The 24,689-nt window shown below is 69.5% G+C and carries 27 protein-coding genes and 1 pseudogene; 18 read left to right on the top strand and 10 right to left on the bottom strand.

The window, feature by feature from the left end; all coding sequences use genetic code 11:
• The gene (locus AXA68_RS11010; protein ID WP_232745104.1) at window positions 1–888 is read right to left on the bottom strand and encodes a helix-hairpin-helix domain-containing protein; all 888 of its coding nucleotides are present in this window, start codon (window positions 886–888) and stop codon (window positions 1–3) included.
• Window positions 889–1,085: 197 nt separating this feature from the next.
• On the opposite strand from AXA68_RS11010, the gene AXA68_RS11005 reads away from it, so the two are divergent.
• From AXA68_RS11005 to AXA68_RS10955, 11 genes and pseudogenes are all read left to right on the top strand, one after another.
• Window positions 1,086–1,811 (top strand): ribosome assembly factor SBDS, encoded by a 726-nt coding sequence (locus tag AXA68_RS11005; RefSeq protein WP_066416588.1) that lies wholly within the window; start codon window positions 1,086–1,088, stop codon window positions 1,809–1,811.
• 103 nt (window positions 1,812–1,914) lie between these two features.
• Window positions 1,915–2,400 carry a YbaK/EbsC family protein gene (locus AXA68_RS11000; RefSeq protein ID WP_066416585.1) on the top strand — a complete coding sequence of 162 codons (486 nt, stop codon included), beginning with the start codon at window positions 1,915–1,917 and terminating at the stop codon, window positions 2,398–2,400.
• Between the two features lie 102 nt (window positions 2,401–2,502).
• Window positions 2,503–3,480: an alpha/beta hydrolase gene (locus AXA68_RS10995; RefSeq protein WP_066416583.1), complete on the top strand. Its 978-nt coding sequence runs from the start codon at window positions 2,503–2,505 to the stop codon at window positions 3,478–3,480.
• A gap of 112 nt (window positions 3,481–3,592) precedes the next feature.
• Window positions 3,593–4,668, top strand: a pseudogene (locus tag AXA68_RS17535) (metal ABC transporter solute-binding protein, Zn/Mn family).
• An 89-nt stretch (window positions 4,669–4,757) separates the two neighbouring features.
• Window positions 4,758–5,501 carry a metal ABC transporter ATP-binding protein gene (locus AXA68_RS10985; RefSeq protein WP_066416579.1) on the top strand — a complete coding sequence of 248 codons (744 nt, stop codon included), beginning with the start codon at window positions 4,758–4,760 and terminating at the stop codon, window positions 5,499–5,501.
• On the top strand, window positions 5,498–6,574 hold the full coding sequence (locus AXA68_RS10980; protein ID WP_066416577.1) for a metal ABC transporter permease: 1,077 nt from the start codon (window positions 5,498–5,500) through the stop codon (window positions 6,572–6,574). The genes AXA68_RS10985 and AXA68_RS10980 overlap by 4 nt, the downstream gene beginning before the upstream one ends.
• A gap of 107 nt (window positions 6,575–6,681) precedes the next feature.
• Entirely contained in the window at window positions 6,682–6,966 is a 285-nt protein-coding gene (locus tag AXA68_RS10975; RefSeq protein WP_066416573.1) for a DUF7545 family protein, read from the top strand.
• A 379-nt stretch (window positions 6,967–7,345) separates the two neighbouring features.
• A complete protein-coding gene (locus AXA68_RS10970) occupies window positions 7,346–8,770 on the top strand; it encodes an extracellular solute-binding protein (RefSeq protein ID WP_066416570.1) in 1,425 nt (474 codons plus the stop codon).
• Window positions 8,771–8,924: 154 nt separating this feature from the next.
• Window positions 8,925–9,929 (top strand): carbohydrate ABC transporter permease, encoded by a 1,005-nt coding sequence (locus AXA68_RS10965; protein ID WP_066418547.1) that lies wholly within the window; start codon window positions 8,925–8,927, stop codon window positions 9,927–9,929.
• Window position 9,930: 1 nt separating this feature from the next.
• Window positions 9,931–10,914 carry a carbohydrate ABC transporter permease gene (locus AXA68_RS10960; protein WP_066416560.1) on the top strand — a complete coding sequence of 328 codons (984 nt, stop codon included), beginning with the start codon at window positions 9,931–9,933 and terminating at the stop codon, window positions 10,912–10,914.
• A gap of 2 nt (window positions 10,915–10,916) precedes the next feature.
• On the top strand, window positions 10,917–12,107 hold the full coding sequence (locus tag AXA68_RS10955) for an ABC transporter ATP-binding protein (RefSeq protein WP_066416557.1): 1,191 nt from the start codon (window positions 10,917–10,919) through the stop codon (window positions 12,105–12,107).
• 42 nt (window positions 12,108–12,149) lie between these two features.
• Here the strand turns inward: AXA68_RS10955 and AXA68_RS10950 are convergent, their stop codons facing one another.
• Window positions 12,150–13,352: a serine hydrolase domain-containing protein gene (locus AXA68_RS10950; protein WP_080505235.1), complete on the bottom strand. Its 1,203-nt coding sequence runs from the start codon at window positions 13,350–13,352 to the stop codon at window positions 12,150–12,152.
• Between the two features lie 145 nt (window positions 13,353–13,497).
• Between AXA68_RS10950 and AXA68_RS10945 the strand changes: the two genes are divergently transcribed.
• Window positions 13,498–13,932, top strand: a complete 435-nt coding sequence (locus AXA68_RS10945) for a hypothetical protein (RefSeq protein ID WP_066416552.1) — start codon at window positions 13,498–13,500, stop codon at window positions 13,930–13,932.
• Between the two features lie 46 nt (window positions 13,933–13,978).
• Entirely contained in the window at window positions 13,979–14,461 is a 483-nt protein-coding gene (locus AXA68_RS10940) for a GIY-YIG nuclease family protein (protein WP_066418544.1), read from the top strand.
• Here the strand turns inward: AXA68_RS10940 and AXA68_RS10935 are convergent.
• The 3 genes from AXA68_RS10935 to AXA68_RS10925 all read right to left on the bottom strand — a co-directional run bounded on the left by AXA68_RS10935 (window position 14,458) and on the right by AXA68_RS10925 (window position 16,369).
• Complete coding sequence (locus AXA68_RS10935; RefSeq protein WP_066418542.1) at window positions 14,458–14,901, bottom strand: acyl-CoA thioesterase; 444 nt, start codon at window positions 14,899–14,901, stop codon at window positions 14,458–14,460. The genes AXA68_RS10940 and AXA68_RS10935 overlap by 4 nt on opposite strands.
• A 141-nt stretch (window positions 14,902–15,042) precedes the next feature.
• On the bottom strand, window positions 15,043–15,495 hold the full coding sequence (locus tag AXA68_RS10930) for a bifunctional nuclease family protein (protein WP_066416550.1): 453 nt from the start codon (window positions 15,493–15,495) through the stop codon (window positions 15,043–15,045).
• 121 nt (window positions 15,496–15,616) lie between these two features.
• Window positions 15,617–16,369, bottom strand: coding sequence for an ArsR/SmtB family transcription factor (locus tag AXA68_RS10925; RefSeq protein ID WP_066416544.1), 753 nt, complete (start codon window positions 16,367–16,369; stop codon window positions 15,617–15,619).
• 151 nt (window positions 16,370–16,520) lie between these two features.
• On the opposite strand from AXA68_RS10925, the gene AXA68_RS10920 reads away from it, so the two are divergent.
• The 3 genes from AXA68_RS10920 (at window position 16,521) to purM (ending at window position 20,040) form a co-directional block, all read left to right on the top strand.
• Window positions 16,521–18,260, top strand: a complete 1,740-nt coding sequence (locus AXA68_RS10920) for a TraB/GumN family protein (protein WP_066416537.1) — start codon at window positions 16,521–16,523, stop codon at window positions 18,258–18,260.
• Between the two features lie 4 nt (window positions 18,261–18,264).
• Complete coding sequence (locus tag AXA68_RS10915; RefSeq protein ID WP_066416534.1) at window positions 18,265–18,933, top strand: Zn-dependent protease; 669 nt, start codon at window positions 18,265–18,267, stop codon at window positions 18,931–18,933.
• Between the two features lie 87 nt (window positions 18,934–19,020).
• Window positions 19,021–20,040 (top strand): phosphoribosylformylglycinamidine cyclo-ligase, encoded by a 1,020-nt coding sequence (purM, locus tag AXA68_RS10910; RefSeq protein WP_066416531.1) that lies wholly within the window; start codon window positions 19,021–19,023, stop codon window positions 20,038–20,040.
• Between the two features lie 445 nt (window positions 20,041–20,485).
• On the opposite strand, the gene AXA68_RS10905 is transcribed toward purM, so the two are convergent.
• The 3 genes from AXA68_RS10905 to AXA68_RS10895 all read right to left on the bottom strand — a co-directional run bounded on the left by AXA68_RS10905 (window position 20,486) and on the right by AXA68_RS10895 (window position 23,005).
• The gene (locus AXA68_RS10905) at window positions 20,486–20,782 is read right to left on the bottom strand and encodes a DUF6360 family protein (RefSeq protein WP_066416523.1); all 297 of its coding nucleotides are present in this window, start codon (window positions 20,780–20,782) and stop codon (window positions 20,486–20,488) included.
• 18 nt (window positions 20,783–20,800) lie between these two features.
• Window positions 20,801–22,585 carry a nitrite/sulfite reductase gene (locus tag AXA68_RS10900; protein WP_066416520.1) on the bottom strand — a complete coding sequence of 595 codons (1,785 nt, stop codon included), beginning with the start codon at window positions 22,583–22,585 and terminating at the stop codon, window positions 20,801–20,803.
• Window positions 22,586–22,696: 111 nt separating this feature from the next.
• Window positions 22,697–23,005: a hypothetical protein gene (locus tag AXA68_RS10895; protein WP_198530050.1), complete on the bottom strand. Its 309-nt coding sequence runs from the start codon at window positions 23,003–23,005 to the stop codon at window positions 22,697–22,699.
• Between the two features lie 216 nt (window positions 23,006–23,221).
• Here AXA68_RS10895 and AXA68_RS17475 point away from each other — a divergent pair, with 216 nt between their 5' ends.
• Entirely contained in the window at window positions 23,222–23,350 is a 129-nt protein-coding gene (locus AXA68_RS17475; RefSeq protein WP_269799193.1) for a hypothetical protein, read from the top strand.
• Complete coding sequence (locus tag AXA68_RS10890; protein ID WP_066416518.1) at window positions 23,347–23,568, top strand: hypothetical protein; 222 nt, start codon at window positions 23,347–23,349, stop codon at window positions 23,566–23,568. The genes AXA68_RS17475 and AXA68_RS10890 overlap by 4 nt, the downstream gene beginning before the upstream one ends.
• 38 nt (window positions 23,569–23,606) lie before the next feature.
• Here the strand turns inward: AXA68_RS10890 and AXA68_RS10885 are convergent, their stop codons facing one another.
• Entirely contained in the window at window positions 23,607–24,146 is a 540-nt protein-coding gene (locus AXA68_RS10885; RefSeq protein ID WP_066416516.1) for a CBS domain-containing protein, read from the bottom strand.
• A gap of 48 nt (window positions 24,147–24,194) precedes the next feature.
• Window positions 24,195–24,575 carry a DUF555 domain-containing protein gene (locus AXA68_RS10880; protein WP_066416513.1) on the bottom strand — a complete coding sequence of 127 codons (381 nt, stop codon included), beginning with the start codon at window positions 24,573–24,575 and terminating at the stop codon, window positions 24,195–24,197.
• Window positions 24,576–24,689: the final 114 nt, after the last annotated feature.

Here is a 24,689-nt window from a genome sequence, read left to right as displayed (position 1 = left end):
TCACTCACCCCCCGGGCCGTCGGCGGTCCCGACGCGCAGCGAGGCGAGGCCGACCGGCGCGAGTCCGACGTCACGGCGTCGCCGCGGAGAGCCGGCGGACGACGCGAACAGGTCCGAGAGCGGGTCGCCGTCATCGAGCGCCTCGCTCACGAGGTCGGGCGACGCCACGACGTCGGCGGCGAACGACGGGTCCTCCTCGAGCCGTTCGAGAACGCGGTCCTCGAACTTCGGGAGCGCCTTCAGCGCCGCCGCCGGAACGCCCGCTTCCGCGAGCGTCGCCGCGGCGTCGACGTCGAACCGGGACGCGGGCGCGAACCTGACGGTGACGTTCACGTCGACCGCCGAGGGATCGATCGGGGTATGCCCGACGCGCCCCCGTCGGTCAGCCTCCCGACCCAGCAGGTGGCCCGCGAGCTCGAGCGTGGTCCCGGCGTCGCCGACCGCCGCCTCGCTGCCGGCCCGCCGTCGTCTCTCGCCGCGTCGGCGCTCGTCGTCCGGCGGTCGCGAAATGATGTCGTCCGGCGGCCGTGAGGCGTCGTAGTCGGCAGGTTTCCGGTCCGATCCGGACTCGACGGTCGGCGGAGTTCGGGTCGGCCGCGCGAACGGAATCCGCGGTTTCGGGAACGTCGTCACCGGCTCGAAACGGGGGAACGTGGTCCCGACGCGCGAGACGCGCGGCGTCTCCGCCGTGGGCTCGCTCGTGTCCAGCAGCCGCACCGCGGACGCGAGGAGGTCGGTCGCCGTCGCCGGTCCGATGCCGTCGATCTCGACGAGGTCGTCGAGGGTGGCGTCCACCACCGACTCGACGGTCGCGTACCCGCGGCGACGCAGGAGTTCGGCCCGCTTCTCGCCGACGCCGTCGAGGTCCGTGAGGTCCGGATCGCTCACGGTCGCCACCCGCGTTCGTTCTCGTCGTTCGGTTCGAGTCCTCGATGCGCCGTCTTCGGTGCCATCCGGCAGAATACGCTTCAAATATAATAAATATATGTGATAACTAGTGTGAAGCCACCGGGCGGACCCTCGTGGACCGGCGCCGCCGGCTGCGCCGCGGGAGGCTTTTTACCGCGGGGGTAGTAGCGTCACGTATGATATCACTCGACGAGGCGGTGACCGCCAGGCTGGAGTCACACGGGGAGCGGTTCGAGGTCCTCATCGACCCGGACGCCGCGCTGGCGATGAAACGCGGCGAGTTCGAGGGCGACCTGGAGGAGGTGATCGCCGCCGAGGACGTCTTCGAGAACGCCTCGCGGGGCGACAGGCCCGCGGAGGAGGACTTAGAGACCGTCTTCGGGACGACGGACTCGCTGGAGATCATCCCGCAGGTGGTCGAGCGCGGCGAGATCCAGATCACGGCCGAGCAGCGAGAGGAGATGCAGGAGCGAAAGCACAGACAGCTCGTGAACACGATCACGCGAAACGCCGTGAACCCGCAGATGGACGACTCGCCGCACCCGCCGGAGCGGATCGAGCGCGCGCTGGAGGAGGCGGGCTTCCAGATCGACCCGATGGAGCCGGTCGAGAACCAGGTCGACGACGCGCTCGAGGCGCTCCGCCCCGTCATCCCCATCCGGTTCGAGGAGGTGACGATGGCGGTCCAACTCCCCGCGGACTACGCGGGCTCCGGACAGGCACAGATACGGGAGTTCGGCGACCTCGAGCGCGAGGAGTGGCAGAACGACGGCTCGTGGGTCGGCGTGCTCACCTTCCCCGCCGGGCTCCAGAACGACCTCTACGACCTCGTCAACGAGGTCACCTCCGGGGAGGGCGACGCCCGCGTCATCAAGGACAAGAACGAGTTGCGGACGCGGTGAGGTCGCGGACGCGGTGAGGTGACGCTCGCGGTGACGCCTTCGGGATCGTCCGACGTTCACCGCATCCCGAGGGTTGATACCGCGCGACCGCGCGGGATCCGGCATGCATCAGCGAGCCTCGGAGTTCGCGGAGCGGGCGAACGACCGGTACGGCGTGGACCTCGAGGTCCTGGAGTTCGACGCCGGCACGAAGACGGCGGCGGCCGCGGCGGACGCGGTGGGCTGTGAGACCGCGGCGATCGCCTCGACCATCGTCGTCTCGCTTTCGGGCGGCGATCACGCCGACCTCGTCGCCGCGGTCACGAGCGGCGCGAACCGCCTCGATCTGGACGCCGTCGCCGAGCACTTCGGCGCGTCGTCCGCCTCGATGGGCGACCCCGAGCGGATCCGCGAGGTCGTCGGCTGGAGCATCGGCGGCGTCCCGCCGATCTGCCACGACGAGTCGGTCCCGACCGTGATGGACCCGACGCTCGGGACGTTCGAGACGGTGTACGCGGCGGCGGGAACCCCGAGCGCGGTGTTTCCGATCGACCCCGACCGACTCGCCGACCTGGCGGACGCGACGGTGGTGGACCTGACGGAGTCGTAGGCCGGGGAGTCGTTTCCGATCGAGCCGTGACCCGACCGATCCGTAGCGGCAACCTACCCGATCGATCCCGACGTTTATCGCGTCAGCGAGCCGATCGGTACCATGGCACGAGACCTACCGCCGATGGATCCGGAGCTGGCGGCCGCCCTCGAGGAGATCCCGGACGAGTTCCTGCTCGCGAACGTCGTCGACTTCGACGACCTGCCCGCCACGCGCGAGCGCATGACGCAGTTGCTGGAGACGATGCTGGCCGAGATGCCGGAACGGCCGGGTGTCGAATCCGAGGACCTGACCGTCCCCGGACCGGGAGATGAGGACCTCCCGCTCCGCGTCTATCGCCCCGTCGACGCGGAGGGACCGCTGCCGTGTGTCTACTGGATCCACGGCGGCGGCATGGTGTTGGGCGATCTGGACCAGGACGACCCCACCTGTGAACGGCTCGTCGACGAGGTCGGCTGCGTCGTGGTCTCGGTCGACTACCGGCTCGCGCCCGAACACCCGTATCCGGCCCCCGTCGACGACTGCTACGCCGGGCTCGAGTGGGTCGCGGGAAACGCCGCGGACTTCGACGTGGACGACTCCCGGATCGCGATCGGCGGACAGAGCGCGGGCGGCGGACTCTCGGCCGCGGTGGCGCTCCGCGCGCGCGACGAGGACGGGCCGGACCTGTGTCACCAACACCTGATCTACCCGATGCTCGACGACCGGAACGCCACCGAGTCGAGCGAGCAGGTGACCGACATCGGCATCTGGGACCGGGAGATGAACGTTCGGGCCTGGGAGGCGTACCTCGGTGACCTGAGCGGTGCGGACGACCTCCCGCCGTACGCCGCGCCGGGGAGGGTCGAGAACCTCTCGGGGCTGCCGCCGACGTACCTCGACATCGGGACCCACGACGTCTTCCGCGACGAGACGCGGGCCTACGCGGAGCGGCTGCTCGCCGGCGGGGTCGAAACGGAGTTCCACCTCTGGCCGGGCGCGTACCACGCCTACGAGACGTTCGCGCCCGAGGCGCGTCTCTCGCGGGAGACGTGGGAAGCCCGCGTGAACGCCCTCCGTCGGGCGTTCGACGAGGCGTGACGGGCGCGACCGCTCCGGCGTTGTTAACTCGACGGTCCCCAGCCGATCCGAGTTATTAATTCTAACTTATGAAATAACAACTCTTTTGTGTTAATCGGCCGTTTCGATCGGTATGGACGACACGCGAAGATCGGTGGTGCGGCGGAGCGCGGGGCTCCTCGGGGCGGCCGTCGCCGGGTCGCTCGCCGGCTGTGCCGGTGCGGGCGGCGGATCCGGGTCGGGAGACGGAACCGGCGGGGGGGTCGGCGGGCTCGACTCCGGCTACGCGATGTTCTTTCCCCTCTACGACTGGTCGAACCGGGTCGCGGGCGACCACGCGACGTTCACCAACCCGGTCGACGTGGGACAGCTCGGACACGGGTGGGAGCCGAGCGGGACCCTGGCGACCGACGTGGCCGCGAGCGACGCGTTCGTCTACTTCGACACTCCGGAGTTCACCTGGGCGCAGGACATCGCGTCGACGCTCGAGTCCGACTACGAGGGGGTGGCGGTCATCGACGGCCTGGACGGTCTCGACGACCAGCTGCTCGCGTGGGACCACGGCCGGGAGTCACACGAGGGGAACACGAAGACGAGCACGCGGGCGAGGGGGAAGGCGATTCACACGACGGGGAAGAGGGCGAGGGCGAGGACGGACACGGCCACGAGGGCGAGATCGACCCGCACGTCTGGGTCGACCCGGTCCTCGCAGGGGAGGTCGTCGACACGATCGCGGCCGGACTGGGCGAGGCGGACCCGGACAACGCGGACGACTACGCCGCCAACGCCGAGGCGTACAACGCCGAACTCGACGAGGTCGACGAGGCGTTCGCCTCCACCGTCGAGGCCGCCGAGCGCGACGTGGTCGTCCTCGCGGGCCACGACTCCTTCCAGTACCTCGCCGAGCGGTACGGCTTCGAGATCCACTCGCCGGTCGGCGTGTCGCCACAGAACGAGCCGAGCGGCAGCGACATCGCGGACACCATCGCGGTCGTCGACGACAACGACATCGACGTGGTGTTGTACGACCGGTTCGCGTCGACGAACCTCGCGGAGACGATCGTCGAGAACAGCGGCGCGACGGAGACGATGGCGGTGACGCCGGCGGGCGGGTCGACGCGGGAGTGGAACGAGGCGGGGTACGGCTACCGCGAGCAGATGCTCGAGGTCAACGTCCCCGCCTTCGGGCGCGCGCTCGGCGCGGAGTGATGGAGACGGATCAGGTCGTCGGGGCCGATCGGGTCCTCGCCCCGAATGGAAGAGCTAAACCTTCGGCGGACGCAACGTCGGGGCACACAGTGGACCCGGTCATCGAACTCGAGGACGTGACGTTCGCGTACGGCGACACCGTCGCCGTGAGAGACGTCTCGCTGACGGTCGAGGCCGGCGACTTCCTGGGGCTCGTCGGGCCGAACGGCTCCGGAAAGACCACGCTCCTCCACCTCATGCTGGGCCTCCATACTCCCGACGAGGGGACGGTCCGGCTGTTCGACCGGCCGATAGACGAGGTCGACGACGGGAGCCGGATCGGCTACGTCTCCCAGCAGGCGACGAACCGCGGCGGCGCGATGCCGGTCACCGTCCGCGAGTGCGTCACGATGGGGCGGTTCGCCCACGTCGGCCACGGCCGGCTCGGCGAGGCGGACCGGGAGGCGGTCGCGGCCGCGATGGAGACGGTCGGCATCGTCGACCTCGCGGACCGACTGATGAACGAGCTCTCCGGCGGCCAGCGCCAGCGCGCGTACATCGCTCGCGCCCTCGCGAGCGAGGCGGACCTGCTCGCGCTCGACGAGCCGACCGTCGGCGTCGACGCCGAGTCCCGGGACGCCTTCTACGCGCTCCTCGACCGGCTCAACGACGACGGCATCACGATCGTGTTGATCGAACACGACATCGGCGTCGTCACCGACCGCGCCGACCGCGTGGCGTGTATCAACACCGAACTGTACCACCACGGCGACACCGAGTCGTTCGTCGAGAGCGACGCCCTCGAGGACGCCTACGGCGCGACCGGGCAGGTCGTCCATCACCACCACCCATGACCGGCGAGGGCTCGGAGGCGACGACCGACGCGGCGGCGACGGACGACGCGACCGCCCCGACGCGCGGTCGCCGCCGTCTGGTCGAACTCGCGGGCGTGGCCGCCACGGCCCTCCTCGCGGCCGCCATGATCGGGTTCGTGCTGCTGTACTGGGCGCAGGACCTCCCCGTCGCGGGCGAGCTGTACGCCGGCTTCCGCGCGATCGGGCGCGGGATGGACGCCGCGTTCGGGACCAACGTGTTCAGACACCCGTTCATGTGGCAGTCGATGGCGACCGGCGTGCTCGTCGGCGTGGTCGCCCCGCTCGTCGGGACGTTCCTCGTCCACCGGGAGATGGCGCTCATCGGCGAGACGCTCGCGCACACGGCCTTCGCCGGCGTCGCGCTCGGCTTCCTCGTGAACGCGGTCACCGGGTGGGAGGGTCCGCTGCTGCTCGTCGCGCTCGTCGTCGGGATCGTCGGCGCGCTCGGCGTCCAGTGGCTCACGGAGCGCACGGACGCCTACGGCGACGTGCCCATCGCGATCATGCTCTCGGGGAGCTTCGCGGTCGGGACGCTGATCGTCAGCTACGGCCGCGGACTCACCGGGATCGCCATCGAGGGGTACCTCTTCGGCAACCTCGGTGTGGTGACCGTCGAGGGCGCGCGGCTGATGGCCGCCCTCTCCGTCGTCGTCGTCGTCGCGGTCGCGGCCACGTACAAACAGCTGCTCTTCATCACCTTCGACGAGCAGGCGGCCCGCGTCGCGCGGCTGAACGTGACCGGCTACAACACGCTGCTCGTGGTGTTGACCGCCGTGGTCGTCGTCGGCGCGATGCAGGTGCTTGGCGTGATCTTAGTCGCCGCGATGCTCGTTGTTCCCGTCGCCGCGGCCTCCCAGATCGCCCGGAGCTTCCGGGAGACGACGTACCTCTCCGTGATCTTCGGCCAGCTGTCGGTGATCGGCGGGTTCGCGGTCGCGATCGGCGGCGAGCTCCCCTCCGGCGGGTCGATCGTGGTCGTCGCGATCGCGATCTACCTCCTCGCGGTCGCCGCCTCCGGCTTCTCCGTCCGGGCGATCTCCGCCCACGGGTGAGCCCGGCTCGCCGTCACGGTCCGACGACCCACGCGTCGTCCGATCGGCCGTGCGCGCCCCGAACACGGTTTCCACAGACCCTTATGTCCCGACCGCGAGTGGCGGGTATGGGAGACACGGAAACCTACACCGTCACCGGACCCGACGGCGAGGAGGAGTCGTTCGAACTGCCCGCCGGCCTCGTCGACGTGCTCAGCGAGCAGGGCGAGCCGTCGACCCGCGTCGTCACCGACGTGATCGTCCAGGCGATGGCACAGCAGGCGCACGTCATCGCGCACCACAGCGAGGGCGGCGTCCCCGACGACATCGCCGAGATGAACGAGACCGCGGAGGAGCTCTTCGAGGAGCGGTTCGGCCAGTCGCTCGAGGACGCGCTCGGCCACTCGCACTGATCGGAGCCGGAATCCAACCGATTCCGACTTCCGACGACACGCTTTTTTCGAACGGGCGCGGCAGAAGGACCGATTCGTTCTCTCGCGAGCGGCGACGACGGCGGTGCCTGACTGGACGACGGTGACCGACTCGACGACGGTGACCGGCGTGACTGCGCGCGCCGTCCACGGTCCCGCACGCCCGAACGCGCGGGTCCCGCACGCCCGGAACGCGTGCGTCGGCGGTCGTCTCCTCTCATCTCGAAGAGAATCCGCGTTTTCGACCGTATCACGGGATCTGCGTTCCGAACTCGCGTCCGACGGCCACGGATATACTCGTTTACACCACCCGTTGTAAATACCCACACTTATATTAATGATCGTTCCTTACTGTCGCGGTATGTCAGACGACAGCACTGGAAGTGGTGTCTCGAGACGACGCTATCTCACGACCGCCGGCGCGGTGGGGGCCGCCGGCCTGGCGGGCTGTGCCGGGGGTGGCGGCGGTGGCTCCGACGGCTCGACGACGGGGTCGTCGGGCGACGAGATCGGCGGGACGGTCACGGTCTTCTCCGGATCCGCGTTCGTCGACTCCGGGATAGTGGAGGCGCTCCACGAGGCGGGCGTGCCCGACTCGATCACGATCGAGATGACCGTGCCGCCACAGGACACCGGCAGCAAGCAACAGCAGCTCCGGACCGCGATCAACGCCGAGGAGTCGGACCCGGACCTGGTGTTGACTGACAACGGGTGGACGATCCCGTTCATCGTCCGCGGCGACCTGGTCAACCTCGAGGAGGAGATGGACGAGGAGTTCATCGCCCGCGTCAGGGAGGAGGGCGTCCAGTCGATGATCGACACGGGGACCCACCCCGAGACGGGCGACCTGTACTCGGTTCCGGTCTTCCCGGACTACCCGGTCATCACCTACCGGAAGGACCTGTTGCGGGACGCGGGCTACGGCGACTCGGACTTCGAGACGTGGCGGAGCGACCCGCCGACGTGGGCGGAGTTCTCGTCGATCGTCTCCGAGGCGCAGACCTCGGACGTGGAGTACGGCCACCTCTGGCAGGGGAACAACTACGCCGGCCTGTCGTGTTGTACGTTCAACGAGTTCCTCACGAGCATGGGCGGCGCGTTCTTCGGCGGCCAGGAGAACCTCTTCGGGCCGGTCGGCGACCGTCCCGTCACCCTCGACACGGAGGAGTCGATCGACGGGATCGAGGCCGCGGTGGACATCATCCACGGCACGGGCAGCGCCCCGATGGACATCCAGGGCGTCTCGCCGCAGGAAGTGGCCGGCTGGATCGAACCCGACACGAAGTCCACCTTCGAGAGCGGGAGCGCGGTCACGCAGCGCAACTGGACCTACTCCATCGGCGGGGCGGTGACCGCCTTCGAGGACACGGACATGGAGCTCGGCGTGATGCCGCTGCCCGCGGGCCCGAACGGCTCCTGGCACGCGCAGGGCGGCTGGATCATGTCGATGAACCCCTACACCGACAACATGGCGTCCGCGAAGGAAGTGATCAAGGCGTGGTGGGAGGACTCGGTGCTCCAACACCAGTTCGACACGGCGAACTACATGCCGCCCAAGCCGGAGCTGTTCAGCTACGTCGAGGAGAGCGACACGTACGGGCCGTACTTCGAGGCGCTCCAGTACTCGGCGGAGAACCTGATCCCGCGGCCGACGACGTCGGTGTGGCCGAACCAGCGGAGCATCGTCGCCAGCGAGGTCAACGCGGCGCTCCGGCAGGAACAGACGCCACAGGAGGCGGCGACGGCCATGCAAGAGCAGATCTCGGCCATCGAAGAACAGTCGTGACGGGGACGGCCGGCTGACCGGCCCCTCCGGCCTCTCGGGGTCGCGAACGCCGGAGAACATGTGAAATATACAATAATGATAAATATTCGCACGAGAAACGAGCGGGCGATGCTCGTACCACAACGGCGGGCAGTCACCGGAGGTGTCGAGCGCCGTGGCAGTTGAACAGGGCAGAACGGAGACGGCGGCCGGGGGAGACGGCGTCCTGTCGGGGCTCGCGACGTGGACGGAGAACCTGAGCGAACAGGCGTACGCGTACCTGTTGTTGGCTCCGGGGTTCCTCGTGTTGCTGCTGTTCGCGTTCTGGCCGCTGGCCTCGGCGATCAGGATGTCGTTTTTCGCCGACGTGATCGCCAGCGGCAGCCTGGGGGAGTTCGTCGGGCTTCAAAACTACGTCCGGCTGCTCACGAACACCAACGCGCTGGCTCCGGCGGCGTTCGTCGACCCCTCCTTCGAGACGCCGATCCTGGAACAGGCGCTGTTCATGACGATCGGGTTCGCCGTGTTGAGCGTCACCGGCGAGACGCTCCTCGGCTTCCTCTACGCCATGCTGATGAAAGCCGAGTACAAGGGACGGCGGCTCGTCCGCCTGCTCATCATCCTCCCGTGGGCGATCCCCATCGTCATCCAGGGGATGATCTTCTTCCTGCTTTTCCGGCCCGGCTACGGCCTGTTGACCGAGCCGCTCCAGCAGCTCGGGATCTTCTCGAGTCTCCCCCTCAACACGACCTTCGACGGCTTCGTCATCGTGACGGTTGCGGACATCTGGAAGACCTCGGCGTTCATGGCCCTGCTGATCCTGGCGGGCTTAGAGAGCGTCAACCAGGACCTGTACGAGGTGGCGGACGTGATGGGTGCCTCGCGGTGGCAGCGGTTCCGCTACATCACGTTCCCGCTGGTGTTCCCGGTGTTGATGGTCGCGATGCTGTTCCGGACGATGGGCGCGCTCCGGGTGTACGGCATCATCGAGTCGACCACCGTCGGCTGTTCGACCGTCCCGTCGATGACGTGTCTCGTCACCCAAATGATGTTCGGCTCCGCGACGCAGTACGGCTCCGCGGCCGCCGTGAGCGTGCTGATAGCCATCGTCGTGGGACTGTTCATCATGGTGTACCTCGGATTCATCCGGCGGAGCAACCAGAGCCTGGGGTTAGCATAACATGAGCATCGACGCACGCAACCACGAGGACGCGGAAACGTTCGACGGATCGGGAGACGAATCGGGAGCGGAGTCGGACGACGACAACCGGTCGCCCATCCAGCGGTGGGCCGACGACTGGATTCGGAACCCCGAGAAGGCGTACGCCGTCATGTTGGTGTTCCTCGGCGGCGTCCTGTTGACGACCTCGCTTTTCCCGCTGTACTGGCTGTTCAACGTCGCGATGGCGCCGCCCGGCCAGACCGACATCCCGCTCCTCCCGGAGACGATCGACCTGTCGGCGTTCGTTCAGGTCTTCCAGCAGGTGCCGTTCGCGCGGTTCATGTTCAACAGCCTGTTCTACGCGTTCACGGTGACGGTGTTCGTGCTCCTCGTCGCGAGCCTCGCCGGGTACGCGTTCGGGCGGCTACAGTTCCGCGGGAAGACCCCGCTGCTTTTCGCCCTGTTGGTGCTCAGCTTCTTCCCGCCGGCGACGCTCTTCATTCCGCTGTTCCGGGCGTTCAACCAGCAGGTCCCGATGCTCGGCCTCTTCACCCTCCCGGTGGAGATATACGGGACGCCCGGCGCGGTCGTCGCGCCCCTCAGCGCGTTCACCATGCCGCTCGCGATCTTCATCCTGACGACGTTCTACGGCCAGATCCCGGACGGCCTCGAGGAGGCCGCCAGGGTCGAGGGAACGACGCGGATCGGCGCGCTGTTCCGCGTGATCATGCCGCTTTCGGCTCCCGGCGTCGCGACCGCCGGCATCCTCACCTTCATCACGGTGTACACGGAGTTCTTCTTCTCCTTCCTGATGACCGGCAACAGCGCCGCGGAGTGGGCGCCGGTCGTCGACGGCGTCATCGCGTTCCAGACGCAGTACACCGTCCGGTACGACCTTCAGGCGGCGGCGAGCCTGATCGCGATCGTCCCGGTCGCGATCCTCGTCGTCGTCGCACAGGACAAGATCATCAGCGGCCTCACGCAGGGGGCACTCAAGGAGTAACCATGGCACGAGTCAAACTCACGGACGTCACGAAACAGTACGACGACGTAACGGCGGTCGACAACATGAACCTCGACCTGAAGGACGGCGAGTTCATCTGTCTCGTCGGTCCCTCGGGCTGCGGGAAGTCCACGACCCTCGAGACGGTCGCGGGGCTCACGAAGCCCACGTCGGGGACGATCACGATCGGCGACCGCGAGGTGACGAACCTCCCGCCGAAGGACCGCGGGATCGCGATGGTGTTCCAGAACATCGCGCTGTTCCCGCACATGGACGTGTACGACAACATCTCCTTCGGCCTGCGGCTGCGGAACTTCCCGCAGGACGAGATGGACGAGCGCGTCGAGGAGGCGGCGCGGGTCGTCCGGCTCCAGGGAATGTTGGACCGCATGCCGAGCGAGATGTCCGGCGGGCAGCGCCAGCGCGTCGCGATCGCGCGGGCGATCGTCCGTGACCCGGACGTGTTCCTGATGGACGAGCCGCTGGCGAACCTCGACGCCAAGCTCCGCGTCAACATGCGGACCGAGCTCCAGCGGCTCCACAAGCAGCTGGACACGACGATCATCTACGTCACGCACAACCAGGCGGAGGCGATGACGATGTCCGACCGCATCGCCGTCCTCAACAAGGGGGAGCTCCAGCAGATCGCCCCGCCGCTGGTCTGTTACAACCAGCCGGCCAACCGGTTCGTCGCCGGCTTCATCGGGTCGCCGTCGATGAACTTCGTCGACGCGACCGTCGGCGACGGCACCCTCGACGCGAACGGCTACTCCGTCTCCTTCGACACCGCCGCGATCGACGGCGTGGCGTCCGGCGAGGCGGTGGAGTTCGGCATCCGTCCGGAGGACCTCTACCTCGCCGACAACAGCGCCGAGGCCGCGGACCCGAGCAGGACGTTCTCCGTCACGACCGACGTGCTCGAACCGATGGGCGACGAGATCTTCGTCTACCTCAAGCCGATCCTCGACCCGTCGGACGACGGCGGGATGACCGACTTCGAGGAGCGCCAGGGGCTGTTGATGAGCGTCGATCCCGCGACCGACATCAGCGAGGAGGAGGACGTCGAGATCGTCCTCGACCGCGCGCGGATCCACCTGTTCGACGACGACACCGGCGACGCGATCTCCCACGGCGTCGTGGCGGACGCCGAGATCGAGGCCGAGGCCGAGCGGGACGAGGCGCAGGCGGACTGACCGGGCCGTTCCGCGGAGCGCCCGATCGATCGACCCGACGGCTCACTCGAGTCCGTCGAGCAGTTTCGCGTAGAACCGGTCCTGCTCCCGCTGTGCGTCGGTTCCGTCGTCGTGGCCGTCGCCGCCGTCCTGGTCGTACCCGTCGCCGTCATCCTCGTCGTACCCGTCACCGTCATCCCCGTCATCGTACTTCAGCCAGCGGAGCACGACGACGAGGTCGTGTTCGGGATCGATCCAGACGGTGTTCTGCCCGTGGCCGAGCGCGGCGTACGCCGACTCGGGCGCGCTGGGCCACAGCGCCCGGTTCGTGTTGAGCCACCACAGGTAGCCGTAGTTCTCGTTGACGTCGCACGGTTCGGTCGAGGCATCGACCCACGCCTCCGAGACCAGTCGCTTCCCGTCCCAGCTCCCGTCGTTGAGGTACAGCAACCCGACCCGAGCGAGGTCGCGGGCGGAGATCCACAGCCCGCCGCCCCAGTGGCCGCCGCCGGAGACGCTGCGCATCGTCGTCCCGTCCACGTCGACCGTCGAGTTGTGGTACCCGTGCCACTCCCACGTGTCGGTCGCGCCGATCGGACGCATGACGTTCTCGGCGAGCACGCGGGGGAGCGGACGGCCGACCGTTCGAAGCAGGGACAACGCGAGCCGGTTGATCCGCACGTCGTTGTACTCCCAGAACGTCCCCGGCTCCCGGAGCGGGCGCGTCTCCGACTTGTCGAGCGCGTCGTCGCTCTTCCCGACCGCGCGGTTCCGGTCGACCGCGTCGGGCTTGCCGAAGAGCGTTCCCTCCCACTCGCTGGTCTGTTGGAGCAGGTGCCGCCACCGGATCGCCCGGTTTCGCTCGCCCTCGAACCCGCCGTCGTCGACGTACGCACGGACGCGGTCGTCGACGTCGTCGATCTCGCCGCGGTCCCAGGCGATCCCCGCGACGGCCGAGAGGAAGCTCTTGGCGACGCTGAACGTCTGGTCGACGCGGCGAGTGTCGCCCCACTCCGCGACTAGGTACCCGTCCTTGAGCACGACGCCGGCGGGACCGCCGCGACGCACGGGATGCGGCCCGATCCGCCGACCGTGCTCGCCCTCGGCCTCGTCCCACGTCTCGTGGTCCGCGAAGTCGTAGTTGACCTGCTCGTGCGGCGTGCCGTTGCGTTTGTGGTAGTCCACCGCGGCCGCGACCGCCTCCGGGTCGAGCCCGACCGCGTCGGGATCGCGTCGGTCCCAGTCGTTCGCGTCGGGGAAGTACATACCCCGCGTACGGAACTCGCCCCCTTCAGTGGATCGCGGCGGCGAGGCGCGGAACGCGGTCGGGGCGGGAGCGAGGCGATCCGAACGGGCGGTGCCCTCCCGGCGGTGTTCACCGCTTAAGTTCGTCCGGACCGTACGACCGAGCATGACCGACGTGGCCGGGTCGCCGGTGTTGATCTTCGACGGCGACTGCCCGTACTGCTCGATCGCGGCGGTCGCGCTCCGCCGGCTCGACGACGTGGAAGCGGTGCCGTGGGAGGCCGACCCCGTCGGCCCGTTCCTCGACGCGCAGTTCGGCGCGCGGCCGTTCGCGATGGTGCTCGTCGACCCTGACGAGCGCAGGGTGTACGCCGGGCGGTCGGCGGCCGAGGAGCTCGCCGAACGGGCGGGAACGCCGGGGATCGTCGGCGGGCTCGTCCGCGACAACTACGACCGGATCGCCGGCGTCGTCGGCGCGCTGTCGGGGCGCGACCGCGACCCCGACGACTTCCACGACGAGTACGACCTCACCGACGAGGCCGCCGGTCTGGTCGAGACGCTCCGGCCGGCCGCGAGCGAGGCGCCGGAACCGACCGCCTGAGACCGTGTCCGACCCGGACGCGGCCGCGTCGTCGCGGGCGGAGCCGGTGCGGACCGAACCCGATCGCGACCTCCCGGCCGCCGCCGTCGGCGGGACCTACACCCTCCTCGTCGACCTCCCGTCCTCCGCGACCGTCTCCGTCGGCGCGCTCGGCGATCAGGGGTTTCCCGCCGGCGCGTACGCGTACACCGGCAGCGCGCTCGGCTCCGGCGGGTTCTCGCGCGTCCGACGCCACCGCCGGACCGCCCGCGGCGACCACGACGTTCGCCACTGGCACGTCGACTACCTGCTGGGCGAGACGGACGCGCGGATCGACCGCGTCGTCCACGCGCCGGGCGTCGACGCCGAGTGCGCGGTGGCCGCGCGGCTCCCGTCGGGACCGGTCGACGGGTTCGGCGCGTCCGACTGCGGCTGTTCGAGCCACCTCTCGGCGGCGGCGAGCCTCGAGGACCTGATCGACCGCGTGGCCCGCGCGTACGACGCGGAGGGGGCGACGGTCCGGACCGACGCCCCCGGATCCACCGGTTAGAGGTCGTATCGCTCGACGACCTCGCGGAGCTGTTCGCGGCGTCCCTCGACGGCGCGCGTCCGGAGGGCCTCCTCCGCGTCGGTCGGGCACGCGAGGTCCGGCACCTCGGTCGGTCGACCCTCCTCGTCGAGCGCGACGAACGTGAAGTACGAGGCGGTCGTGCGACGCTCCTCGCCGGTCCGCGGGTTCTCGGCGTGGACCTCGACTTTCACGTCGAGGCTCGTCCGCCCGGTGTTGAAGACGTACCCCTCGATCACGACGACCTCGCCCATCTCGATGGGCGCGATGAAGTCGACGTGGTCCATCGACGCCGTGACCACCTGTCGGCTCGAAAAGCGCATGCCCGCTATCGCGCCGCAGACGTCCATCCAGTGTAACACCGCCCCGCCGAGCGCCCGGCCGAGGTTGTTGGTGTCGTTCGGCAGGAGCATCTCGGTCATCTCGGTGTGGGAGTCGGCCAGCGTCGCGTCGCTCGCGGCGACTGCCGGGTCGGACCCGGCGTCCGGCGAGTCCGCGTCGGGATCGCTCATACCCTCGGTCGGGCGGGTGGTCACTTGAACCCGCGGCTCCGACCCCCGCGGCTACGAGTCGTCGCGGGGACCGTCGCCGAAGCGGATCGAGTCGGGCGGGCGTCCCGCCTCGTCTATCACCGCCTCGGAGACGACGATGGGGCACTCGACGCGGACGGCCAGCGCCAGCGCGTCGGAGGGTCGCGCGTCGAAGACGAACCGCTCCGGCTCGCCCGACTCGTAGCGCTCGGCGTCGACCTTCGCGTAGAAGGTCCCGTCCGCGAGGTCGTCGATCCGAACCCGGTCTATCGCCCCGCCGAACTCGGTGAGCATCTCCACGAGGAGGTCGTGCGTGAGCGGTCGGTCGAACGGTTCGCCCTCGAGGACGGTGCCGATCGAGCGGGCCTGGTCGCCGCTGACGAAGATGGGGACGTACTCGCCGCGGACGCCCAGGACCACCGCCGGGACGTCGCCGCCGGGTGCCGAGCCGGCTCCGACCCCGACGACCTCGGCTTCGTGTTCCATACGGGAGAATGGTGACACCCGCATGAATAGCTGTCCCCGGTCGTCGGGCGCGACGGGATCCGATCACCGATCGACGCGCCGGAGCCGGAGTCTCCGGCGTTCGATCGCTTTCCGCCGACGATCAGGCCGCGGCCCGATCCCGGCGGTACCAGTAGAGCCAGGCGATCGAGAACACGAGCGCGGCTCCCAGGAAGAAGACGATCCCCGGCTCGCCGAGCGCCGCGGCGGGGTCGACGAGGAGATCGGTCGCCGAGTCGACGACGGCGTCGACGATCCCGTCGCTCGCCTCCGCGTCCACCGTCGGCTCCGCCGAGGGCGCGTCCGGTTCCTCCGTCGCGATCCCCACGTCGCTGCCCCCGCCGTTTCCCCCGCCGGTACCGGCGGTTCCGGCGTCGCCGCCGGAGGCGGTGTACCGCTCGGCCGTGGCGTCGGGGGTCGCCATCGCCGCGAGGCGTTGGACGGCGAACGCCGCGAGCCCGAGGAGCGCGTAGCCGCCGAGCAGCCGCTTCAGCGCCGTCTTGATCCCGGAGGACTGCTCCTCGCTTCCCGCGAACAACACGAGGGGCTCGTCGGCGGGCGCGTACACGTTCATCTCGCGACCCTTCTCCGAGTAGGTCGTGTCGATGACGTCGACGACCTCCGCGTCGGTGAGCTTCGAGAGGTGATACTGGACGTTCTGGAGCGACGTGTCGAGCTCGTCGGCCAGCTCGGAGGTCGTCGCCGGCTTCTCGTGAAGCGTCGAGAGGACGTTTCGAGCGGTCTCGGAGCCGAGCGCCGCGAGCAGCTCGTCGGCTTCCTCGTCGTCGACGCCGACGACGCGCGGCTCGCGGTCGTCGGGTTCGGCGTCCGGTAGGGAGGGCAACAGCCGCGACATACCCGGGTATGGGCGGGGTGTGGATACAAATCTGTTGGGACCGACGCGTCGAGCCGGCGAGGGACGGGGCGGTGACCGCGGGATCGGGGCTCCGCGCTCGCTCGATACCGACTCACAAACCCTAAACGACGTGACGCAGTACGTCGGTGTGATGACAGAGACGCCAGAGGGACCCGCCGACGTCGCGTCGGCCCCCTCCGAGAGCACCCCCGTCGACGCCCGCGAGTCCGGGTCGGTGACCGTCGTCGGCACCGCACACGTCTCCGAGCGCTCCGTCGAGGAGGTCGAGGAGGCGATCGAACGCGAGGAGCCCGACGTCGTCGCCGTCGAACTGGACGAGGGTCGCTACCGGCAGATGCAGGGGGAGACCCCCGACGACCTCGACGCGAGCGACCTGCTGCGCGGGAACACGGTCTTTCAGTTCCTCGCCTACTGGATGCTCTCGTACGTCCAGACCCAACTCGGCGAGCGGTTCGACATCGAACCCGGCGCGGACATGAAAGCCGCCGTCGACGTCGCCGAGCGACTCGGGATCGACGTCGCGCTGGTCGACCGCGACATCCAGACCACGATCCAGCGGTTCTGGGCGCGCATGACCCTGGTCGAGAAGCTCCGGATGGTCGGCGGGCTCGCGTTCGGCGTCACCGACTCCCGCGTCGTCGGGGTGGTCGCCGGAATCCTGATCGGGGTGATCGCCGGGCCCGCGATCGGCCTCTTCGGCGGCTCCTTCGGCGTCACCGAGCCGCTCCTGACGAGCGTGACCGCGGGGATGCTCGCGGCGGTGGCGGCCGCGCTCGTCGTCGACCAGGTCGGGAAGGTCGGGCTCTCGCCCGACGCCCGGCTGTACGCCGCGGCCGCGATCGGGCCGCTCGCGGGACTCGTCGTGGCGGCCTCCGGCGTCGCCGACGGGCTCGTCGCGACGTACCTCGGCGGGCTCACGGTCCGGGCGATCGGGAGCCTCGGGCTCGGGCTCGCGCTCGGGCTGTCCGTCGGCGTCGTCGGCGCGGCGCTGCTCGGGCTGTTCGGGCTCGCGAGCCCCGACGAGGACGCGGAGTACGGCGGGATCGAGGAGATCGACATCGAGGAGCTCACGGACACCGACGTGGTGACGATGATGATGGAGGAGTTCCGACAGTTCTCTCCGGGCGGCGCGGAGGCGCTCATCGACGAGCGCGACGCGTTCATCGCCCACCGGCTCGTCGCCTTACGGGAGGCCGGGCGCGACGTGGTCGCCGTCGTCGGCGCGGGCCACCGGGCGGGGATCGAGGGGTACCTCGCGAACCCCGACAGCCTGCCGCCGATGGCGGACCTGGTCGGCGAGGAGTCCGGACGCGGGTTCCCCTGGAAGAAGCTGATCGGCTACGGGATCACGGTCGGGTTCGTCGCCTTCTTCGTCCTGCTCGCGATGGCGGGCGTCCGGAACGGGTTCCTGCTCCGGCTGTTCGGCGCGTGGTTCCTGATCAACGCCGCCTTCGCGTTCGGGTTCGCGAAGCTCGCCGGCGCGAGGTGGTCCTCCGCCGGCGTCGGCGGCGCGGTCGCGTGGATGACCTCGATCAACCCGCTTCTCGCGCCCGGCTGGTTCACGGGCTACGTCGAGTTGCGGCACCTGACGGTGAACGTCGGCGACATCGGCACGCTCAACGAGCTCCTGGCCGACGAGACGCGCCCCCCCGGCGAGCTCGTCAGGGAGATGCTCGACGTGCCGCTGTTCAAGCTCATCGTGGTCGTCGCGATGACGAACGTCGGCAGCATCGTCGCGAGCTTCCTCTTCGCCGTCTACGTCCTGCCGGCGATGTTCGGCGACATCGGCGGCGTCGAGGAGGTCTCGAGGCTGATGATACAGGGCGCGCGCAACAGCGCCGAACTGCTCCGCGGACTGATCGCCCCCTGACACCATGGCAACGAACATCGCCGGCCGCCGGATCGGCGGCCTCTACTTCAGCGGCACCGAACTCAGAGACCTGCTCCTCGCGTGGCTCGCGCTCGGCGTGGCGTTCACGCTCTTCTTCGTCGGCGGGAGCGCCGGCGTCTCCCGGATCGTCGCGGCCGGCGTGGTGCTCCCGCTCCTCGTCGGACTCTCGACCGCGGGCGTCGGCTTCCTCCTCCACGAGATCGCGCACAAGGTCGTCGCCGTCCGCTACGACCAGGTGGCGGAGTTCCGCGCGGACAACGGCATGCTGTTTCTGGCCGTGGCGAGCGCCCTGCTCGGGTTCATCTTCGCCGCGCCCGGCGCGGTCCACCACCGCGGGCGGCTCACCGCGGGCGAACACGGGCGGATCGCGCTCGCCGGCCCCGTCGTCAACCTGCTTCTCATGGTCCTCTTCGTGCCCGTGTTCTACGCGGGAACGCTGCTGGGGAGTGAGGTCCTGGCGCTGGTCGGCGAGCGCGGGATCGCGATCAACGTCTTCCTCGCCGCGTTCAACCTCGTCCCGTACGGCCCGCTCGACGGGAGGACGGTGCTGGACTGGAGCCGCGTCGTCTGGGCGGTCGCGTTCGTCCCGTCGGCGCTCCTCGCGGTCCTTCTGGTGTTCGTGCTCGGCCTCGGCTTCGGCGGGCCGTTCTGAGTCGGCCGCGACGTCCGTCGTTCCCGGCGGATCCCGGCGTTCGCGGACAAGCGGTGTCCTTTTGCTCCGGCGCGCCACGACACGCGTATGGCCGAAAGGGACGGCGACGCTGGTGGCGACGGCGACGACGAGGAGCTCACGTACGCCGACGCGGGCGTCGACATCGACGCGAGCGAGGCCGCGACCGCCGCGCTGGTCGGGATGGTCGGCGAGGGCGAGGGCGACTACGCCGGCCTGCTCGACATCGGCGACCGCTACCTCGCGCTGGCGACCGACGGCGTCGGGACGAAGCTGCTCGTCGCGGAGGCGCTCGCCGACTACTCGACGGTCGGAATCGACTGTATCGCGATGAACGTCAACGACCTCGTCGCTGCCGGCGTCCGCTCGGTGGCGTTCGTCGACTACCTCGCGGTCGACGAGCCGGACGAGGGGTTCGCAGAGCAGGTCGGCGAGGGCCTCGCCGCGGGCGCGGAGCGGGCCGACATCGAACTGGTCGGCGGCGAGACGGCGGTGATGCCGGAGGTCGTCCGCGGGCTCGACCTCGCGGGGACCTGTGCCGGACTCGCCGCGAAGGACGGCGTCTTCGACGGGCACGCGGAGCCGGGCGACGCGCTCGTCGGCTGGAGGTCGTCGGGGATCCACTCCAACGGGCTGACGCTCGCGCGCGAGGCCGTCACGCGCGAACACGAGTACACGGACCCGTGCCCGTTCGCCGGGTACGACACCCTCGGCGAGGCGCTCTTGGAACCCACCCGGATCTACACCGACCTGCTTGACCCCATGCGCGAACGCGGCGTCCGGGCCGCGGCCCACGTCACCGGCGGCGGGTGGACGAACCTGACACGACTGGGCGCGCACCGCTACGTCGTGGACGACCCCTTCGACGCCCAGCCCGTCTTCGGGTTCGTCCAGTCTGAGGGGAACGTCTCCGACGAGGAGATGCATCGAACGTTCAACATGGGGACCGGGTTCGTCGCGGCGCTGGATCCCGGGGCCGCCGAGTCGCTGGCGGCGGAGACGGACGGGCGCGTGATCGGACGGGTGGAGGAGGACGACGAGGGTGACGGCGAGGAGGGGAGCGTCGCGATCCGCGGACTGGAGCTATAAGGAGCGGTCGTCGTTCGGATCCACGCCGTTGTCGACTGATCGACGCCGGAAGCTCCAGTCGTTCGGTAGTACGTCATCGACGCAGTGAACACGACCGCAGCGCACACGATCAAAGCCCCAGTCGCGAGGGCTCACGGCTTCGCCGTTCGCCACCCGAGGGCTCCCTGCGGTCGCCCTCGCCCGACTCGCGCGGTTCGCTGTGCTCCTCACTCAGTCGCTATCGCTCCTTCGTTGCGGTGCTTGCTTCACCGGGCGTCGTCCTCACGACTGCCCCTTTGAGTCCCCCCACAGCACTGCGACCGCACCTCACGCCTCCCCAACCTCGCCGACCGTCCTCCGCTTCGCTCCGGACGGTCGACTCCCTCGCGGGCTCCTCGCGCCCTCTCGGGCGCTCGGAGGCGCGCCACCGCTCAAGCCATCGGTGAGTGATTCTCGCCGCCGCGACTCACTCGCCGTCGGCGTCGCCCTTCGCGGCCTCGACGCGGGCCGCCGCCGACTCCAGCGCCTCGGCGAGGGTTCGCGCCTGCGCCGGCGAGAGCGTGACCTCGTCGGCGTGGGCGGGGAGGTCGTCGATCCCCGTGTCGTCGAGTTCGATCTGGAGGTCGACGTGGTCCGGGTCCTCCCGCGGCGCGGTGACGTTCACGACGCCGGGCGCGTCCGCCTCGAAGTCGTGGCCTCGCGCCCTCGCGTCCACGAAGTCGAGCGTCGTGTACGCGTTCACGCGGAGCAGGCGGTCGCTCATCGCTCTCCACCCGTCATCTCAGTCGTCCGCCGGCACCGGCGGGGCGTCGTCGAGCGCGTCGTCCTCGGCGTACGGGTACCAGGTGCGCTTCGTGTTGTGCATCATCGGGTCCTCGTAGTCCGTCTCCTCGGGATCGACGAGCGCGTCGAGCTCCTCGTCGTCGTGGCGGGCGACGAACGCCCGGAACGACTCGCCCGCCTCGCGCTCGTCGGCGAAGCCCTCGAGCAGGTTGGCGATCGCGCCGGGGACCTCGTCGGCGGGCACGCGCTGGGTGACCCAGCGGGCGAACCCCGGTTCCTCGCCGAGCCCGCCGCCGAGCCCCACGTCGAGCGCCTCCACCGGCTCGCCGTCCTTCCGGGTCTTCATCCCGCGGAGGCTCACGTCCGCGATCTGCGGCTGCGCGCACGAGGCGGTACAGCCGGAGAGGTGGACGTGGAACTCCTCGACCTCGTCGGGAAGCTCGGCGTTCTCCTTCAGCCACCGGGCGAACCGGACCTGCCGGTTCTTCGTCTCGACGATGGAGAGCGAGCAGAACTCGGTGCCGGTACACGCGACCGAGCCGCGCATGAACGGTGAGGGGGACGGCGAGTAGTGTTCGAGCAGGTCCTCGGCGAGGAAGTCGTCCAACTCCTCGTCGGGTACATCGGTCACGACCACGTTCTGCCGCTGGGAGAGCCGCACCTCGCCGGAGCCGTACTCCGCGGCCAGGTCGGCGAGTTCGAGCACGTCGGCCGCGCCCATCCGCCCGACGAGGACGTTCAGGCCGACGAAGTTCCGGCCGTCCTTCTGGTCGTGGACGCCGACCAGGTCGTTGCGCTCGCCCTCGCCCGCGTTGTAGGTGTACTCCTCGCGGACGTCGCGACCGGCGGTCTCGAGCTCGAAGTCGACGTAGTCGGCCTGGAGCGTCTCGCGGACCCGCTCCGGACCCCACTCGTCGACGAGGAACTTGATCCGCGCGTTGTAGCGGTCCTCGCGGTCGCCGTGGTCGCGGAACAGCGCGGAGAGCCCGCCGGCCACGTCGGACACCCGCTCGGGGGGCACCCAGACGTCGATGTCGCGGGCGAACCGGGGCTCGTTGCGCGCGAGCCCGCCGCCGACGCGGACGTTGAAACCGACGGCGTCCTCGCCGCCGTCGCCGCTCCCGTCGCTCCCGCTGCCGTTCCCGTCAACCGCCTTGTACGCCGGCTCGAACGCGAGGTCGTTGATGTCGCCCTGCCCGGAGCCGTCCGCGGAGCCGGTCACGGACACCTTCCACTTCCGCGGGAGGTTCGCGTGGTCGTCGTTCCCTTTGAACGTCTCGTTGAGGTCGCGGATGACGGGCCAGGCGTCGATCACCTCCTGGCCGTCCTTGCCGGCCACGGGGTTTCCGACGATGTTCCGCCAGGAGTCGCCGCAGGCCTGCTGGGTGGAGAGGCCGTTCTCCTCCAGCTTTTCGAAGATCGCGGGCACGTCCGACAGCTCGATCCAGTGGAGCTGGATCGACTGGCGAGTCGTGAAGTCGGCGTAGGCGTCGCCGAAGATCGGGTTCGTTCCCGGTCCGCGCGCGTACTCGTCGGCGATCTCGCCGACGACGCGGAGCTGTCCGGGCTCCAACACGCCGTTCGGCGTCCCGATCCGCATCATGAAGTAGCCCTCCTGACCGTTCCGCTGGTGGTACAGTCCCCACCACTTGAACCGCTCGAACCAGGCGTCCCGCTCGTCGTCGGGGATCGAGTCGAACCCCCGCTCGGCGAACTCGAACAGGTGCTCGCGGATCTCGTTCCCGTACACCTCCGACTTCCAGTTCTCTACGTCCGTAGGCATCGTGTCCCGACACAGGATCCCCGGTCACATAGGGCGACCCGTGGAGTCAACGTTGCCCGGTGCCCCCTCGAAGGGGCAACAACTGCCGGATAAAACGCTCCGATCGTCCCGTTACTCCCGGCGGGTCCGGCGGACGCAGGAACGGTCGAATTCGACGAACTCGCCGCCCCGAACCCGGCCGACCGGGAGCCAGTCGGTGACGCCGGTCTCGCCGCACTCGATACACTGTCCGTAGACGCGCGTCTCCACGCGCGAGCCGTCGACGCCGACCTCCTGGAAGTTCTCGACGACGAGGTCGGCCAGGTCGCAGCCGCAGAAACCGGGCGCGTCGAGCCGCCAGAGCTCGCTCACGCGGATCTCCCGGTGGTCGTCGACCGAAATCCATGCCCCGTCGTCGAGCACGCGCAGGCGAGTGGTCATACCCCCGGTTCGGACGCGAGGACCCAATGGGTAGCGGTGCTCGCAAGCGGGGACGGCGTTGGGGACGAAGCGGATCGGAGAGATCGACCGACGGCGAGTCGATCGGGACCCATACCCGCGTCACGAGTACCGGACATGGGTTCCGGTACCGGGGAGTAGTGGTCCGATTTACTCGTGGGGCTTCCCTTATGATCAGAGAGGCCGTAGCGTGGATCGATGACCGATCCGACCCCCCGAACCGCCGTCGACCGGCCGAGCGACTCCGACGGCGGCCACGACCACCGCCAGCACGCGTCCGCCGATGTCGCGCCCGAACTGTTCGACGAGCTCTCCGGCCGACGATGACCGGGAGACAGCGGTCTCGACCGCGATCTACCGACGGCGGGGTCGATGAGGAGGAGACGGACGACCCGGCGACGGAGGTCGAACCCGACGATACGGACACGGAAACGGGAGCGACGCCCGAAGAAACGGACGACGAGGGCGACCATCTCGAGGATCTGAAGGACGGCGCGGGCTGTACGGAGATCTGGGAGCACCTCTCGGAGAACCGCGACGGCTGATCGGCTACGACTCGGAACGCCGCCGGTCCCGACTCGGTCTACGACAGGTGCGCGGCGATGTCGGCCTCGGTGATGATCCCGACCGTCTCGCCGCCGTCGGTCACCATCACGGCCTTGTAGTGGTCCAACAGGTTCCGCACCTCGTCGACGGTCGCGCCCGGCGCGACGGTGGGGAACGACTCGCTCATCACCTCGCTGACCGGGTGGTCTCCGACGTTCTCGCCCGCGTGAACCACGTCCCCCTGGCTGATCGAGCCGACGGGCACGCCGTTCTGGAGGACGGGGAGCTGGGAGTACGCCTCCCGCTCCATCAGGTCGACCGCGTCGCTCACGGCGTCGTCGGGGGCGACGCTGATCACGGTCTCGTTCATCAGGTCCGTCGCGCGCACGACCTCGCCTTCGGCCTCCTGGAGGGCGTTCACGATCCGCCGCAGCGTCGAGAGCCGCGGATCGACGTCGCCACCCTCGATCCGGGCGATGAGCGGCTGTGAGACGCCCGCGGCGTCCGCGAGCGCGCTCTGGGTCAGTTCGAGCGACGTCCGTCGTTCGCGCAGGTCCTGTGGCGTCGGGAGCTCCATACGCCTAATAACCTCTGGTTATTAGAAAAGGTTTCGCCGGTCACTCGCTCAGCGAGCGCCCCCGTCCGACTCCTCGTCGTCGTCGGCCTCGGTCTCCATCACGTCGATGACCTCGAGCGGGACGTCCCGGAGCGCGCCGCCGACCTCGCTTTTCGCGATCCGCTCCGCGTGCTCCTCGCTGTCGGCGTTGAACACGTCGATCTCCAAAAGGAGCCCGACGAGCGCCGTGTTCGCCGCGAGGAAGGCGGCGTCGAACGGCTCGCCGCAGGCGGGACAGCCGGTGACGCCGGGTTCGACCTCGACGTACTGCTTGTCCGTCTCGTTGAGTCGCTTTCCGGCCTCGCTGACCGCGACGCCGATGGCGTCGTCGGTCTCCTCGACGTCACGGACCAACCAGGCTGCTTCCATCGCGACCGCGTAGTTGCTCATACGCCTTCCGAGGTGCCGCAGGGTTTCGTCTCTTGTGGTTCGGCGGCGGCGTCCCCGACGGGTGACGGGGGCCGCGCGGCCGGACCAGCCTACAGTCGGTCGACGGTCCCACAA

Origin of the sequence: Halorubrum aethiopicum (assembly GCF_001542905.1) — an archaeon.
Classification (GTDB): domain Archaea; phylum Halobacteriota; class Halobacteria; order Halobacteriales; family Haloferacaceae; genus Halorubrum; species Halorubrum aethiopicum.
This window is presented reverse-complemented; position numbering and strand designations above follow the sequence as displayed.